At 65.1% G+C, this 15,706-nt stretch carries 16 protein-coding genes; 9 read left to right on the top strand and 7 right to left on the bottom strand.

Going from position 1 to position 15,706, the window contains the following annotated elements; translation table 11 throughout:
• The first annotated feature begins 119 nt into the window (after positions 1–119).
• From QW868_RS09590 to QW868_RS09550, 9 genes are all read left to right on the top strand, one after another.
• The gene (locus tag QW868_RS09590) at positions 120–1,322 is read left to right on the top strand and encodes a CaiB/BaiF CoA-transferase family protein (protein ID WP_316230414.1); all 1,203 of its coding nucleotides are present in this window, start codon (positions 120–122) and stop codon (positions 1,320–1,322) included.
• Positions 1,323–1,532: 210 nt separating this feature from the next.
• Positions 1,533–2,852 (top strand): sn-glycerol-3-phosphate ABC transporter substrate-binding protein UgpB, encoded by a 1,320-nt coding sequence (gene ugpB, locus QW868_RS09585; protein ID WP_315758162.1) that lies wholly within the window; start codon positions 1,533–1,535, stop codon positions 2,850–2,852.
• 49 nt (positions 2,853–2,901) lie between these two features.
• Positions 2,902–3,783, top strand: a complete 882-nt coding sequence (gene ugpA, locus QW868_RS09580; protein WP_315741244.1) for a sn-glycerol-3-phosphate ABC transporter permease UgpA — start codon at positions 2,902–2,904, stop codon at positions 3,781–3,783.
• Positions 3,783–4,631 carry a sn-glycerol-3-phosphate ABC transporter permease UgpE gene (ugpE, locus tag QW868_RS09575; RefSeq protein WP_315758163.1) on the top strand — a complete coding sequence of 283 codons (849 nt, stop codon included), beginning with the start codon at positions 3,783–3,785 and terminating at the stop codon, positions 4,629–4,631. Before ugpA ends, ugpE begins: the two co-directional genes overlap by 1 nt.
• 110 nt (positions 4,632–4,741) lie before the next feature.
• Positions 4,742–5,821 carry a sn-glycerol-3-phosphate import ATP-binding protein UgpC gene (locus tag QW868_RS09570; protein ID WP_315758164.1) on the top strand — a complete coding sequence of 360 codons (1,080 nt, stop codon included), beginning with the start codon at positions 4,742–4,744 and terminating at the stop codon, positions 5,819–5,821.
• Positions 5,822–5,955: 134 nt separating this feature from the next.
• Positions 5,956–6,381: an Hsp20 family protein gene (locus tag QW868_RS09565; RefSeq protein WP_006613108.1), complete on the top strand. Its 426-nt coding sequence runs from the start codon at positions 5,956–5,958 to the stop codon at positions 6,379–6,381.
• Between the two features lie 58 nt (positions 6,382–6,439).
• Positions 6,440–6,703, top strand: coding sequence for a DUF1150 family protein (locus QW868_RS09560; RefSeq protein ID WP_009026315.1), 264 nt, complete (start codon positions 6,440–6,442; stop codon positions 6,701–6,703).
• Between the two features lie 151 nt (positions 6,704–6,854).
• Complete coding sequence (locus QW868_RS09555) at positions 6,855–7,361, top strand: GNAT family N-acetyltransferase (RefSeq protein WP_316230413.1); 507 nt, start codon at positions 6,855–6,857, stop codon at positions 7,359–7,361.
• Between the two features lie 186 nt (positions 7,362–7,547).
• On the top strand, positions 7,548–8,546 hold the full coding sequence (locus tag QW868_RS09550) for a sulfotransferase domain-containing protein (protein ID WP_315813588.1): 999 nt from the start codon (positions 7,548–7,550) through the stop codon (positions 8,544–8,546).
• Here the strand turns inward: QW868_RS09550 and ptsN are convergent.
• The 7 genes from ptsN to QW868_RS09515 form a co-directional block, all read right to left on the bottom strand.
• Positions 8,507–8,968: a PTS IIA-like nitrogen regulatory protein PtsN gene (gene ptsN, locus QW868_RS09545; protein ID WP_315716874.1), complete on the bottom strand. Its 462-nt coding sequence runs from the start codon at positions 8,966–8,968 to the stop codon at positions 8,507–8,509. The genes QW868_RS09550 and ptsN overlap by 40 nt on opposite strands.
• A gap of 328 nt (positions 8,969–9,296) precedes the next feature.
• Positions 9,297–9,899, bottom strand: coding sequence for a ribosome hibernation-promoting factor, HPF/YfiA family (gene hpf, locus QW868_RS09540; RefSeq protein WP_315741249.1), 603 nt, complete (start codon positions 9,897–9,899; stop codon positions 9,297–9,299).
• 72 nt (positions 9,900–9,971) lie between these two features.
• Complete coding sequence (rpoN, locus tag QW868_RS09535; protein ID WP_315741250.1) at positions 9,972–11,609, bottom strand: RNA polymerase factor sigma-54; 1,638 nt, start codon at positions 11,607–11,609, stop codon at positions 9,972–9,974.
• 212 nt (positions 11,610–11,821) lie between these two features.
• Positions 11,822–12,835 (bottom strand): LPS export ABC transporter ATP-binding protein, encoded by a 1,014-nt coding sequence (lptB, locus tag QW868_RS09530; protein WP_316230412.1) that lies wholly within the window; start codon positions 12,833–12,835, stop codon positions 11,822–11,824.
• A gap of 351 nt (positions 12,836–13,186) precedes the next feature.
• Complete coding sequence (locus QW868_RS09525) at positions 13,187–13,873, bottom strand: LptA/OstA family protein (RefSeq protein ID WP_316230411.1); 687 nt, start codon at positions 13,871–13,873, stop codon at positions 13,187–13,189.
• Positions 13,874–13,877: 4 nt separating this feature from the next.
• Positions 13,878–14,579, bottom strand: coding sequence for an LPS export ABC transporter periplasmic protein LptC (gene lptC, locus QW868_RS09520; RefSeq protein ID WP_315813589.1), 702 nt, complete (start codon positions 14,577–14,579; stop codon positions 13,878–13,880).
• Positions 14,580–14,738: 159 nt separating this feature from the next.
• Entirely contained in the window at positions 14,739–15,353 is a 615-nt protein-coding gene (locus tag QW868_RS09515; protein WP_315741253.1) for a ribonuclease D, read from the bottom strand.
• Positions 15,354–15,706: the final 353 nt, after the last annotated feature.

Here is a 15,706-nt window from a genome sequence, read left to right as displayed (position 1 = left end):
GCGCCCGCCGCAGGGCAGGCCTCGCGTTTTCGCGACGGCGCCATTCGGCGAGCCGCGTTTGCACCAGCGCCGCAGCAATGCTTAATGGCCGCGAGCTGAAACCAACCTCGCGACATCCGATGACACCCCAATTTGCTCCCGGCGCCATGGCCGGACTGCGCGTGATCGATCTGACGCGCGTGCTCGGCGGGCCCTACTGCACACAGATCCTGGCCGATCACGGAGCCGACGTGATCAAGGTCGAACCGCCGGCCGGCGACGAGGTCCGCGACTGGGGCCCTCCCTTCCACGACGAAGACGCTGCCTATTTCGTCGGGATCAACCGCAACAAGCGTTCGATCGGCCTCGATCTCGCTTCCGAGGGTGGCCGCGTCGTGCTGATGCGGATGCTCGAGACCGCCGACGTGCTGATCGAGAACTTCAAGCCCGGCACCTTGGAGAAGTGGGGCATCGGCAGCGACACGCTGCGCGAGAAATTCCCGAAGCTGGTGCACTGCCGCATCTGCGGCTTCGGCGCCGACGGTCCGCGCGGCGGCAATCCCGGCTATGACGCGATCATCCAGGCGATGACCGGCATGATCGCCGCGACCGGCTCCTCGCAGAGCGGACCGATGCGGATCGGCGTGCCGCTGGTCGACATCACCACCGGACTCTATGCCGCGATCGGCATCCTGATGGCGCTGTCGGAACGGCAGCGCTCTGGGCTCGGCCAGTTCCTCGAGGTCACGCTGTATGAGACCGGCCTCGCGATCATGCATCCGCATACCGCAAACTACTTCATGCACGGCAAGCCGCCGTCGCTGACCGGCAACGAGCATCCGAACCTCGTTCCCTACGCAATCTTCCCGACCAAGACGGACGATATCTTCATCGGCGTCGGCAATGACGGCACCTTCCGCAAGCTCGCCAAGGAAATCGGCCGGCCGGAGCTCGGCACCGATCCGCGCTTCGCCCGCAACAAGGATCGCGTCGCCAATCGCGAGGCGCTGCGCGGCGAGCTCGCCGCCGTCTTCAGCCAATTCGAGGCGGAGCCGCTGTGCGACCGGCTGCTCGCGGCCGGCCTGCCGGCGGGACCCGTGCAGAAGATCGACCAGGCGCTGACCAGTCCGCACACGATCTACCGCGGCGATGTCATCGAAAAGGACTGGTATAAGGGCGTCGCGTCGCCGATCCGGCTCGAACGCAGCAAGCCGACCCTGCGCTCCACCCCGCCGAAATTCAGCCAGCATGCGCAGGAGGTGCTCAGCGAGTTCGGCTACTCGGAGCACGAGATCCAGGCCCTGCTGTCCCAGGGCACGGTGTGCGCCGAGCGCAAGCGCTGAAGCGCCATCAGCCTGTCGTCTCCCCACGCTAGCGTCGCCTGGGGCATCGCCCCGGCGCCGCGCCGTCTCGCACAAGTCGCGGCATTCCGCCGCGAAGCCGCGACGAACGCGCTTTCCGCTGACGATCCAACCGGTTATACATTCACAAAACTGTCATCTCGCGCTGCTACGGCCGCGACGCCGATGACGTTCCATGGGAGGTATTTTTTAATGTCACTTCGACAATTCTGGACCGCCGCCGCCGCGGCAGCCACGCTGGTCCTTGGCGCCGCCGCACCCGCACATGCGGTGACGGAGATTCAGTGGTGGCACGCGATGACCGGCGCCAACAACGACGTCATCGTCAAGCTCGCCAACGATTTCAACACCTCGCAGACCGACTACAAGGTCGTTCCGACCTACAAGGGCAACTACGCCGACACGATGAATGCCGGCATTGCCGCCTTCCGCGCCGGCAATGCGCCGCATATCATGCAGGTGTTCGAGGTCGGCACCGCCACGATGATGGCCGCCACCGGCGCCGTGAAGCCGGTCTACAAGCTGATGCAGGACGCCAGCGAGAAGTTCGATCCCAAGAGCTACCTGCCGGCCATCACCGGCTACTATTCGACCTCGAAGGGCGAAATGCTCTCCTTCCCCTTCAACTCCTCATCCACCGTCATGTGGGTCAATCTCGACGAGCTGAAGAAGGTCAACGCCGAGATCCCGAAGACCTGGCCCGAGCTGTTCGAGACCGCCAAGAAGCTGAAGGCGGCCGGCCATCCGACCTGCGGCTTCTCCGGCTCGTGGGTCACCTGGGTCAATCTCGAGCAGCTCTCCGCCTGGCACAACGTGCCGCTCGCCAGCAAGGCGAACGGTCTCGACGGCTTCGACACCGTGCTGGAGTTCAACGGTCCGCTGCAGGTGAAGCATCTCGAAAACCTGGTCGAGCTGCAGAAGGACAAGACCTACGACTATGCCGGCCGCACCAACACCGGCGAGGGCCGCTTCACCTCGGGCGAATGCCCGATCTACCTGACCTCGTCGGCGTTCTTCGGCAACGTCAAGGCGCAGGCCAAGTTCGCCTTCACCGCTGCGCCGATGCCCTATTATCCCGACGCCAAGGGCGCACCGCAGAACTCGATCATCGGCGGCGCCTCGCTCTGGGTGATGGGCGGCAAGAGCGCGGACGAATACAAGGGCGTGGCGAAGTTCCTGACCTTCCTCTCGGACACCGATCGTCAGGTCTATATCCACAAGGCCTCGGGCTATCTGCCGATCACCAAGGCGGCCTACGCGAAGGCCAAGGCCGAGGGCTTCTACAAGGATCAGCCCTACCTGGAGACGCCGCTGCTCGAATTGACCAACAAGGAGCCGACGGAGAATTCCCGCGGCCTGCGTCTTGGCAACATGGTGCAACTGCGTGACGTCTGGTCGGAGGAGATCGAGCAGGCTCTGGCCGGCAAGAAGACCGCCAAGCAGGCGCTGGACGCCGCGGTCGAGCGCGGCAACCAAATGCTGCGCCAGTTCGAAAAGACGGCCGTGAAGTGAGGCCAAGAGCCGGCAGGCCACCCGCGGCCTGCCGGCTCGCCGACCGACCATGCAGAAGAACGCCATCTTCCAATCAAAACTGCTGCCGTTCGTGCTGGTCGCTCCCCAGCTCGCGATCGTGCTGATTTTCTTCTATTGGCCCGCGATCCAGGCCGTTATCCAGTCGTTCCTGCTGCAGGACGCGTTCGGCCTGTCCACGAGCTTCGTCTGGTTCGAGAACTACGCCGACCTGCTCAGTCAGCCTGACTATTTTCAAGCCATTCTCCGCACCTTCGGCTTCTCCTTCGCCATCGCGCTCTCGTCGCTCTCGGTCGCGCTGCTGCTCGCGGTCATGGCGGACAAGCCGCTGCGCGGCGTCACGCTGTACCGGACGCTGCTGATCTGGCCCTACGCGGTCGCGCCGCCGGTGGTGGGCGTGCTCTGGATCTTCATGCTGCATCCGTCGCTCGGCGTGATCTCGCGCTATCTGCGCGCGATGGGCATCGACTGGAATCCGCTGCTCGACGGCGACCAGGCGGCGCTGCAGATCATCCTCGCTGCCGCCTGGAAGCAGATCTCCTACAACTTCCTGTTCTTCCTCGCCGGGCTGCAGAGCATCCCCCGCAGCGTGCTCGAGGCCGCCGCGATCGACGGCGCGCGGCCGATGCGGCGGTTCTGGACCGTGACCTTCCCGCTGCTGTCGCCGACCATCTTTTTCCTGCTGGTCATCAACATCGTCTACGCCTTCTTCGAGACGTTCGGCATCATCGACACGATGACCCGTGGCGGCCCGGGCAAGTCCACCGAGACGCTGGTCTACAAGGTCTACACGGACGGCCTGCTCGGCGGCAATCTCGGCTCGTCGGCCGCACAATCCGTCGTTCTGATGGTCATCGTCATCGTGCTGACGGCGATCCAGTTCCGCTTCGTCGAGCGCAAGGTGACCTACTGATGGTCGAGCAAGAAGGCATTCGACGCTACGTCGCGCACGCCATCCTGTGGATCGGAATCGCGATCGTGGCGTTCCCGGTGTATCTCGCGTTCGTCGCCTCGACGCAGGACAATGCGGTCATCGCCAACGGGCAGATGTCGCTGCTGCCGGGCGGGCACTTCCTGTCGACCTACTATCAGACCATCTTCGTCGGCACGAGCGGCTCGACCCGCGAGCCGGTGGCGACCATGCTGCTGAACTCACTGGTCATGGCGCTGCTGATCGCCGTCGGCAAGATTGCGATCTCGATCATCTCGGCCTATGCGGTCGTCTACTTCCGCTTCCCGTTCCGCATGCCGATCTTCTGGCTGATCTTCATCACCCTCATGCTGCCGGTCGAGGTGCGCATCTATCCGACCTACAAGATCGTCGCCGACCTGCACATGCTCGACAGCTATGCGGGGCTGGCGCTGCCCCTGATCGCCTCGGCCACCGCCACGCTGCTGTTCCGCCAGTTCTTCATGACCGTGCCGGATGAGCTCCTGGAGGCATCCCGCATCGACGGCGCCGGGCCGCTCCGCTTCTTCTGGGACACCTTGCTGCCGCTGTCGCGCACCAACATGGCGGCGCTGTTCGTGATCCTGTTCATCCTCGGCTGGAATCAATATCTCTGGCCGCTGCTGATCACCACGCGCGACGACATGCAGACCATCCAGATCGGCATCCGCAAGATGATCACGACGACCGACGCGCTGACGGAGTGGCCGGTCGTCATGGCGACCGCCGTGCTCGCGATGCTGCCGCCGGTGTTCGTCGTCGTCGTCATGCAGCGCCTGTTCGTCAAGGGGCTGGTGGAGACGGAAAAGTGACGAGGGGGCGAATAGCGAATGGCGAGTGGCGAACAGGGATGTTCGCGCAACGGCTCGCTTCGTCCCCTTCCCTGTTCGCCACTCCCCATTCGCTATTCGCTAGGTAACCCATGGCCAACGTCACACTCCGCAACGTCCGCAAGGTCTATCCCGGCGGCTTCGAAGCCATCAAAGGCGTCGATGTCGATGTCGGCGATGGTCAGTTCTGCGTGCTGGTCGGGCCGTCGGGCTGCGGCAAATCCACCCTGCTGCGGATGGTCGCGGGGCTCGAGACGATCACGTCGGGCGAGATCGACATCGGCGGCCGCATCGTCAATGCCATCGAGCCTGCCGATCGCGACATCGCGATGGTGTTCCAGAACTATGCGCTCTATCCGCACATGACCGTCTATAACAACATGGCCTACGGCCTGCGCAATCGCGGCATGGCGGAGAAGGAGATCAGGACGCGCGTCGAGGACGCCGCGCGCATTCTCGAGCTCGGCTCCATGCTCGAGCGGAAGCCGCGGCAGCTGTCCGGGGGCCAGCGTCAGCGCGTGGCGATGGGCCGCGCCATCGTGCGCCAACCCAAGGTGTTCCTGTTCGACGAGCCGCTGTCCAACCTCGACGCCAAGCTGCGCATCGCGATGCGGGTCGAGATCCGCAAATTGCAGCGCCGGCTCAACACCACCGCGATCTACGTCACCCACGACCAGCTCGAGGCCATGACGCTCGCCGACATCCTGGTGGTGATGAACGGCGGCAAGGTCGAGCAGATCGGCAATCCGCTCGACATCTATCAGAAGCCCGCGACCACCTTCGTCGCGTCCTTCATCGGCGCACCGCCGATGAACCTGATGCCGACCGATGGCGTGCGCGCCCAGTTGCACGGCGCCGACGCGGTTCCCGCAGAGGCGGGCCAGCTCGGCATCCGGCCTGAGGATTTCCAGCTCGGCGACACCGTTCCGGCGGGCGGGGTCGGGCTCGACCTCCGCGTCGAGGCGATCGAGCATGTCGGCGCCGAGACCTATGTCTATGGCGCGCGCCAGGATATGGGCAGCGATGACCGGCTCACCGCGACCGCCAACGACATCATCGTGCGGCTGCCGGGCACCGCCGCGCCGGAGATCGGCGCGCGGATTCGCGCCGTGGCGCCGCGGGCCAAGCTGCATCTGTTCTCGGCCGACGGCCGGCAGCGGCTGTCCGTTTAAACCCTTCCACAGGCTGGCCGTTCCGGCGCATTCGGGGTGCTTGAACGCGCCCCGGATCGTGCCCATATTGCTGCTCAAGGGGTGCCGTCAGGGCCCTGATACATCAAAGTCGCTTCGAGAGGACTTTGTAAACCATGTCTCGTGTTCCTTCGCTCTCCAGTCCGTTCCTGCTGGGCTTCGACGAGATCGAGCGCGTGCTCGACCGCGTCGTCAAAGGTGCCGACGGTTATCCGCCCTACAATATCGAGCGGTTCGAGCGCACCAATGGCCAGCCCGAGCGTCTGCGGATCACGCTGGCTGTGGCGGGTTTTACCCGCGACCAACTCGATGTCACCATTGAGGAAAACCAGCTCGTCATCCGCGGCCGGCAGCAGGACGACAAGACCAGGCAATACATTCATCGCGGCATCGCCGCGCGCCACTTCCAGCGCACCTTCGTGCTGGCGGAGGGAATGCATGTGCTCGGTGCGGACCTGAAGAACGGGTTGTTGTCGGTCGATCTGGCCAGGCCGGAGCCTGAGCGGATCGTTAAGACAATCGCTATCAATGAACACGAATAATGGTTTGATGGAACGAGTAGCGGACTCGACCGCTTGAGTCTCAGAAGGAGTCGAGACCATGACTGAAGGTAATGTCGCGTCGGAATCCCCCGTCTCCCTGGAGTCACTGGCGACCCTGGGCGAGGGCCACATCGCTTATGTGAAGCAGATCCGCTCTGAAGACGTACCGGGACTGTTTCCGCAGGCGCCGCACATCGCGCCGGGACTGAAGCTGTTCGCCTTGCATGCCGCCGACGGCACGCCGATCATGCTTACCGACAGCCGCGAAGCAGCGATTGCGAATGCGTGGAGCCACGAACTCCAGGCCGTGAGCGTCCACTGACGCAAAGGCCGAGCCGCAGCGCTTGCAGCGACCGCTCTCGTGAGACTCGATGCTCATGAGGAGCACGCGGCTCACGGACTGACACGAGGGCGGTCCCCGGAAACGGAGACGGCCCTTTTTTCTGCTGGGCTGCTTGGAACGATCGCCGCGCATGACGTTGCTGACAACACCCATGAGCGCAGCCGGGTTGCGTGCAGATCCTGCGCTCGCGGACGCACTGCTCGCGCTCAACAACGCGCATGCCTCCGAGCTGTCGTGGCTCACGCCGGAAACGTTCATGCAGCTGCTCGATCAGGCATGGCGGGCCTGGCGGATTGGCGAGGCCGATGCGCTGATGATCGCGCTGGACCACGCCGCCGCCTATGACAATCCCAATCACCGCTGGTTTCGCGCGCGCTACGATCGGTTCATCTATGTCGACCGCATCGTGGTGGCGCCGGCCGCCCGCGGCCGGGGCCTGGCGCGGCAGCTCTATGAGGAGCTGATTCGGGAAGCGACCGCGGCGGACCACGACCGCATCGTCTGCGAGGTCAATCTGGATCCGCCCAATCCGCAGTCGGACGCGTTTCATGCTGCGCTCGGCTTCGCGCCGCTGGCGGCGGCCAGCATCCATGGCGGCGCCAAGACGGTGCGCTACATGGCGAGATCATTGCGATAGCCGGGGAAGGACGAAGCGGCTGCCGAAGTGCTTTTGAGAAATATGTTTCCGTCGATGTCCGGAACGGTCGATTTGACAACCAGATACAATCCGACACGGTTTAAGGCGAAGGTGTCCAATCCTTAAGTTGTCCCTGTTGCGGCACGCGCTAGTCCGCTGTGTGACGAGCATGTGTAGGGATGGCAAATGCATGGATCACGGCTTGATGCAGGCGTCTTTCGAGAACTTGCACTCGGGACCCTACCCAACCGGCACGTCTTTCTTGACAGTCCTCCGCCGGGGCCGAGCCCTTACTACGTCATCTGCAACAGCGTGCCGAAAGCGGGGACGTACCTGCTGGTCGAACTCGTCAGAGCGCTGGGCGGTCATGTCGATGTCGGCTATCACACCTACACGTCATCGATCAGCAAGCTGAATCCGGACGGTTCGCTCGACTACGGACGCGCGCTTCCGGCCCCGCTCTGGGCGTCGGCCCTGCGCTCCGGCTACTCCTGCGCCTCGCACACCGAGTATTGTCCGTATCTTGAGCAATATCTCCTGGGCAGACCGGAACACAAGATGCTGTTCATCGTCCGCGACCCCCGCGACATCGTCGTGAGCTGGGTCGACTTCGTCTACCACTCGGCGGCCTATCCGAAGATGCGGAAGTGGAACGCCTATCTGCGGTCGGCCGGATCGGCCGCTCACCCCGATGACGCCTCCCGAATCACATCGACCCTCCTCTCTTTGCCCCGATCGGGCATCAAGAAGTTCATGAGCTGGCTGGACTCGCCAGCCTGCCTGACCGTGAAGTTCGAAGAGCTCTATTCAGAGCTCGCGATCGACGATGTGGCGCGGTCGTCGTTTCCTGTCCTTAACCGCATCTGCGACTACCTGGGACTTCCGCGCAAGACGGCCGCGGAGCTCGATGTGCTCGGCCGCGGCCTGACGTCGTCGGGACGCGGCCGGAAGGTCGGCATCTACAAGGAGCGAATGATGCCGCATCATTTCGACCTGCTCCGCAGCGAGGCATTCCAGGAGCTCGTCGTCGAGTTCGGCTACGAGCCGACGCCGTTGCACACGCCCGCGCGGACGAACGGGTTCGGTGCCGCGCGGAGGCTCGTCAGCAGGCTTTCTCGGTCGTTGCAGGGCGGCGCGATACGACGTCAGGCCGCGGAAGCGGGCGGTAGCGCCAGCACCGAATAGATCGCCTGGGCGTCGCGCGAGGCACGGAGCTTCTTGGCGACATCCTGGTCGCGGAGCAGGCGGGCGATCCGCGCCAGGGCCTTCAGATGGTCGGCACCGGCGCCTTCCGGCGCCAGCAGCAGGAACACGAGATCGACCGGCTGGCCGTCCATGGCTTCGAAATCGATCGGCCGCTCCAGCCGGGCGAACAGGCCGAACAGCTTCTCCAGCTTCGGCAGCTTGCCGTGGGGAATCGCGACGCCATAGCCGACGGCCGTGGTTCCGAGCTTCTCCCGCTGCAGCAGGACTTCGAACACGTTGCGCTCGTTCTGCCCGGTCAGCGCAGCCGCGCGCGCTGCCAGCTCCTGCAGCGCCTGCTTCTTACTGATGACCTTCAAAGCCGGCACGATCGCCTCGGGTGCGACCAGATCGGTAATCGGCATAGGGCGTTCCGAGGTGATTGAACCGTCAGGGTGCGAAATAGGTCGGGACAGACCGGCGTCAAGAAGCTGAGGCGGCAGGCGGGCTTAACCCGTGTCCGATGGGTGGGGCTTCTACCCCAACGCAACGGCCGTGCCAACACCCGCAAGCGTGTTCCCGCAGCCTATCCTTAAAGATCGCCGGAGCGTGGCGGCCTGAAGGCGCCAGCGCCCCAACCGCTTGATCGCATCTGTTCATTGCCGTGGCGTGACGTCGCAACCGGTCGGCCAACCGCCTGATCGGGAACCGGTTTTCGCGCCGCCGGAAGATCCCTGGAACGCATCCGCGGGACTACGGCTTCACCGCCGGCGGATCGACCCAGCCGATATTGCCGTCGGCGCGGCGGTAGATGATGTTCACCCGGCCGCTGGAGCCGTGCTGAAACACCATGCAGGGTGCCCCCGAAAGATCGAGCTCCATCACGGCTTCGGACACCGACAGGCGCTTCAACGCCGTGGTGTTCTCGGCAATGATCACCGGGCTGTAGCCGGTGATCTCCTCGTCGCCCTCGGCCGGCGCCTCGATCACGTAGCTCGGCGCATCCAGCACCGCGCCGTCGAGATTGGCGAGCGCCGCATTGGCGGCATGGGATTTGCGCCCCGAGCGGTCCTTCAGCCGGCTCTTGTAGCGGCGCAGGCGCTTCTCGATCATCAGGAGCGCCTGGTCGGCGCTGGCATAGGCGTCCGGCGCGTTCGATTCGGCCTCGAGCGTGATGCCCGAATCGAGGTGCAGCGCGCAATCGGTCTTGAACCCGAAACCGTCCTTGGAGAGCGTGACATGGCCGGAATAGTTGCCGTCGAAGTACTTTCGCAAGACCTCGTCGGTGCGCTCGCTGACGCGCCCACGCAGCGCTTCGCTGACGCTGATGCTCTTTCCGGAAATCCGCAGGGTCATGTGCCGCCTCGATTCATGTGAACCAAGTATGACACTAAGCCTATTTGGTGAAGGCGCAATCTTGCGCAGCGGTCAAACTGACGCGGTATCCCGGGTGCGGTCGGCGCTGGCAGGGGCCGAGAGGGCATGCGCCAGCATGCTCTGCTTGTCGCGGCGGCGCTGTACCGAGGACGGGATCCGCATCGCCTCCCGGTATTTCGCGACCGTGCGGCGGGCGATGTCGATGCCCGCGGCGCGCAGCTTCTCGACGATCGTATCATCGGAGAGAATTGCGGAGGGATCTTCCGCATCGATCAGTTGCTTGATGTGGTGACGTACGGCCTCTGCCGAATGCGCCTCGCCGCCATCGGCCGATGCGATCGAGGCGGTGAAGAAATATTTCAGCTCGAACGTGCCGCGATTGGTCGCCATGTATTTGTTGGCGGTAACGCGCGACACGGTCGATTCGTGCATCTGGATCGCATCCGCAACGGCCTTCAAGTTGAGCGGACGCAGATGCGCGACACCATGGGTGAAGAAGCCGTCCTGCTGGCGCACGATCTCGGTCGCCACTTTCAGGATCGTGCGGGCGCGCTGATCGAGCGCGCGCACCAGCCACGTCGCGTTCTGCAGGCAGTCGGTGAAGTAGGACTTGTCGCCGTCCTTTCGGATCGTCTTCGACAGCTCGGAGTAATAGACCTGATTCACGAGGACGCGCGGCAGCGTGTCGCTGTTGAGCTCGACCAGCCAGCCGCCGTCGGGACCGGGACGGACGTAGACGTCGGGCACCATGGTCTGCGTGCGCGTGGTGCCGAACTTCAGCCCCGGCTTCGGATCGAGCCTGCGGATCTCGCCGATCATGTCGACGAGGTCCTCGTCGTCGACGGCGCACAGCTTGCGAAGGGCAACGAAGTCGCGCTTCGCCAGCAGATCGAGATGCTCGACCAGCGCCTGCATCGCCGGATCGTAGCGGTCGAGCTCGCGCAGCTGGATCGCGAGACATTCGCTCAAGTTGCGCGCGCAGATGCCCGGCGGATCGAAGGTCTGCAGCACGCCGAGCACGGCATCGACGTCGGCCTGCTCGGCGCCGAGGCGGTCGGCGGCCTGGCCGAGATCGGCCGGCAGATAGCCGGCCTCGTCGACCAGATCGATCAGATACTGGCCGATCATGCGGTCCGCCGGCGCGGTGAAGGCCACCGCCGCCTGCTCGGCGAGATGATCCGACAGCGTGGTCTCGGCCGCGACAAAGGCTTCGAGATTGTAGTCCTCGTCACCGGAGGCGCCGCCGCCCCATTCGGTGTAGGTGGTCGGCGCTGCGTCCTGCGCGGTACGCGCGGCGGCCTCAGCCGGCTCCTCGGAGAACACGTTGTCGAGCCCGGTGTCGAGCGTCTGTTCGATCTCCGTACGGGTGCCGAGATCGCGGCTCATCCAGTCTTCCTGGGCGCCCTCGAAGCTCTCGCCGCCGCCGCTCGCACCCTCGCCGAAATCGTCGCCGTTGGCTTCGCTGCCTTCCGAGAACTCGGCGCGCTCGGACATCTGCTGCTCGCCGGCGACCGGCGCTTCCGGACCGTCGCTCGCGCGCTCCAGCAGCGGATTGCGCTCCAGCTCCTCTTCGACGAACGTGGAGAGGTCGAGATTGGACAGTTGCAGCAGCTTGATCGCCTGCATCAGCTGCGGTGTCATCACCAGCGACTGCGACTGGCGGAATTCTAATCTCTGCGTCAACGCCATGGGAGCAAGAACATTCCCTTACTGGTCCAATTCTTGCTTATCCTAATCCGCGCGCGATGTACACGGCTTGACGAATAAGAAAAACGGAGTATGGCGCGCGGAGAAGACGAGGTTACCGGTCCTCGCGAACCTGCTGGAAACAGCGTTGATCGTAGCGTTTCCGCCTGATGTCGCGCAGACGACAAAAGCCGACAAACACCGCGTCCGTAATCCTACAGCCGGAATTCCTCACCGAGATACAGCCGGCGCACGTCGGGATCGGCGACGATCTCCTCCGGGCTGCCTTCGGTAAGAATCTGCCCGGCATAGACGATGTAGGCGCGGTCGGTGAGGCCGAGCGTCTCGCGGACGTTGTGGTCGGTGATCAGAACGCCGATGCCGCGGTTGGTGAGATGGCGCACCAGCTGCTGGATGTCGCCGACCGCGATCGGATCGATGCCGGCGAACGGCTCGTCGAGCAGCATGTAGTTCGGGCGCGTCGCCAGCGCGCGCGCGATCTCGACGCGGCGACGCTCGCCGCCGGACAGTGCGATCGACGGCGACTTGCGCAGCCGCGTGATGGTGAATTCTTCCAGCAGCGCGTCGAGCTCGCGCTCGCGCTTCTTGCGCGAGGGCTCGACCACTTCGAGCACGGCGCGGATGTTCTGCTCGACGGTGAGGCCGCGGAAGATCGAGGCCTCCTGCGGCAGGTAGCCGATGCCGAGCCGCGCGCGCTGATACATCGGCAGCCGCGTGACGTCATGGCCATCGAGCTCGATGGCGCCGCGATCGGCCTTGATCAGGCCGGTGATCATGTAGAACACGGTGGTCTTGCCGGCGCCGTTCGGCCCGAGCAGGCCGACGGCCTCGCCGCGGCGGACATAGATCGACACTCCCCGCACGACCTGGCGGCTGCCAAAGCTCTTCTCGATCGAATGCACGGCGAGGAAGCCCGGCCGGCGCAGCAGCTGCGGGCCGCCCCCCACGCCATTGTTGCGCGGCTTGGCTGGCATCGGCTGCGAGGCCGGCCGCTTGCGCTGGATCTGCTCGGTGTTCTGCGGCGAGCGCGGATTGATGCGCGGCACCGCCTCGTCGCGCACGGAGTCGGCGAGCGCGGCGAGCGGATCATCGCTGTAGGAACTGCCGAACGGATCGTCCATGGCCGTGATGTCGTCGCGCCGGCGCGAGGAGCCTCGCTGGCCGCGCTTGGCGGGACGCCCACGAAACATGCCGAGTAGATCCACCATCCCCGCTTCGCTTACGCCCTTCGAGGCTGCCCGTCATCGACCGCAGCGCTGGCTCGCCCGCCCACCGCGAGCGAACGCATCTCACCTCTCGCGGATCACAGGGAGCGCGAGGCCGGCCAAAGCGCGGGAGGCCGCGCTCCGGAGTTCGTCGTCTGACGGCGAAGTCGCGGTCGCCACGCAGGCGACCGATCGCAAGATCGCAATCGTGTCCGGCATCACTCTTTCGCAGCCACGCAACGGGTTCCACGGCCTCCCGTTGCATGGTCCTGCGACAGAACCGCCCGCTCGCTAGATAGAGGCAGCAGCGGCGCGGTTCAACTGGGCCGCCGGCGTTTTGCTAAATAATTGAAGTCACTTCGATTTGCCTGGACCGAGCTGCAGCGGCCCGGCGCCGCCCGGAGCCGAGGCCGTCGACGGACCGCAGCCGCCGCCCGCGCCCGCGCCCGCCTGCGGCAGCAGCACCTGGACGCCGCGCCCGCTGTCGGATTCGACGCGCGACACGCCGGTCGTCATGTCGACCGTCAGCCGGTCGCCGCGCATCACGTTCTTGCACTGGGTCAGCACCACGCCGCCCTGCATCGAGATCATGTTGGTCTTGGTGTCGTAGACCGCGGTCTCGCCGGTCACGACCTGGTCCTTCTGCGTCACCTTGACGTCGCCGCGCGCCTCGAGACGGCGAATCGCCGAGCTGCCGTCCGGCCCGGGCGTCGCAGCCGGCGTCGCCTTGGTCGCCTTGGCGCCGCCCTGCTGGGCGCCGCCGTCGTAGAACACCACCAGCGACTTCGAGGTCATGGTGGTATCGCCCTGCACGACCTTGACGTTGCCGGTGAAGGTCGCCTCCTTCTTCTTGTCGCGCATCTCGAGCGCAGCGGCCTCGATCTGGATCGGCTGGTCGCGGTTCTGGGAAAATCCCTGCAGCGCGTTCGGAACACCGGTGGTCGCGCTCTGCGCCTGCGATGAGTCGGCAAGCGCGAGCAACGCCAGCGCGCCGAAGCCGGCGCCGCGAATCGCTACGGGAATGAAACGGCACGTGGTCATGAGCTCACTTCACGTTGCGGGCCGGACGGCCGGGATCGGCGCTCGCCGTCGTGGCCGGAGCGGCATTCATATTGTCGAGGTTCATCATCACATTGCCCTCGAAGCGGATGACCTCGCCATTGTCGGTGATGCGCAGGCGGTCGGCGGAGAGCGTACCGTTGGTAAGCTTGACGTCGACGCGCTCGTCCGAGCTCACGGTGCCCTTGGCCATGTCGACCGAGGCCCGGCTCAGCCGCGCCTCGTAGCCGGTCGACGTCGTCAGCAGGATGTCCTTCGTCAGCTCGAGCTGCTGCTGCTTGGTGTCGAACACGCCGGTATTCGCCCTCAACGTCACCGTCGACTGATCCTCCATCAGCACCTTGGCACGGAGAATATTGAGCTCGACGTGATCCGGATCGGTGAGGTCCTGCACCGCGCTCCGGGCGACGAGATCATACGGCCGCTGGTCCGGCGTGAAGCCGGTGAGATGCGGCGTCTCCATCGTGATCTTGCGGCCGGAGATGACGAGGTTGCCGGTGAGATTCGGGGTGTTGATCTCCATGTGGAACGGATTGAACAGCGCGATGCCGATCACGACCGCCATCGCCAGTCCCACCGCCGCCGGCACCGCGACCCGCAGCACGCGCACGAAGCGGCTGTGGCGCGCCGCGACCGCAAAGCGCGCCTGCAGGGTGGGATCATAGGCGGGGTTGTGGACCGAGTTCACCAGGGCTCCGACGGACACGGGATGCGCGCGAAACAGCGCCCATCCTACCATGGGGGGCCCCACCATTGCAGCCTGGAACTGGCGCTAAATCGCGACCCAGGGGCCTCGCGATCATTACGAGACATTAATGATCGTGAACGCGGCTGCGATTCGCCCCCCTCAGGAATGCGCGAAGATGTCCTCAGCCTCGAATCCGCCCAGATCGAGCGTCGCCCGGTGCGGCAGGAACGCGAAGCAGGCCTGCGCCAACGCCAGCCGCCCTTCGCGCGCCAGCATCCCGTCGAGCTTTTCGCGCAGCGCATGCAGATGCAGCACGTCGGAGGCAGCGTACGCGAGCTGCGGCTCGCTGAGCTGCTCGGCGCCCCAGTCGCTCGACTGCTGCTGCTTGGAGAGATCGACGTTGAGCAGCTCGCGCACGAGGTCCTTGAGACCATGGCGGTCGGTATAGGTGCGCGCCAGCCGCGAGGCGATCTTGGTGCAATAGACCGGCTGCGGCATCACCCCGAACGCGTGAAACAGCGCCGCGACGTCGAAGCGCGCGAAGTGGAAGATTTTGGTGATGTCCGGGTTGCCGAGCAGCGCCTTCAGGTTCGGCGCATCGGTGTGCCCCTTGGGAATCTGCACCACGTCGGCCGAGCCGTCGCCGGGCGACAGCTGCACCACGCACAGCCGGTCGCGGTGCGGATTGAGCCCCATGGTCTCGGTGTCGATCGCCACCGAGGTGGTATAGCGGGAAAGATCGGGCAGGTCGCCGCGGTGCAGGCGTACGGTCATGGCTCTCAAAACCTCGTCGAATCGAAATCGGACGCGACGGGCCGGAGCAACGCCGCGGGAAGCGCTCGGGAACCGGCTGTAGCCCGGCGCTGGTAACCAACCGGCAAACCCGCCGGGCCGGTCCGGAGATCAGCCGTGGGAATGCCAGCCCCGCCGCCCGGGCGCAAGGGCCGGACAGGGCCAGGTGATCGCATCTGAGGTGGCGCCGGCAATGTCTCCGCGGCCGTTCGAGGCGGCGCCTTCGTCATTGAGGCGGTCGACCCGCTGGTTGCATCGCGCCAGATCGCACCCAATCGATCGATGCAACTCTTGCATTGATCGATGCCGCCTTTGGCTTGGACAGAAAATGCCAC

Source organism: Bradyrhizobium sp. SZCCHNR1051, assembly GCF_032489615.1.
GTDB lineage: Bacteria > Pseudomonadota > Alphaproteobacteria > Rhizobiales > Xanthobacteraceae > Bradyrhizobium.
The sequence above is the reverse complement of the archived record's forward strand: the minus strand, read 5'-3'. Positions and strand labels throughout refer to the sequence as shown.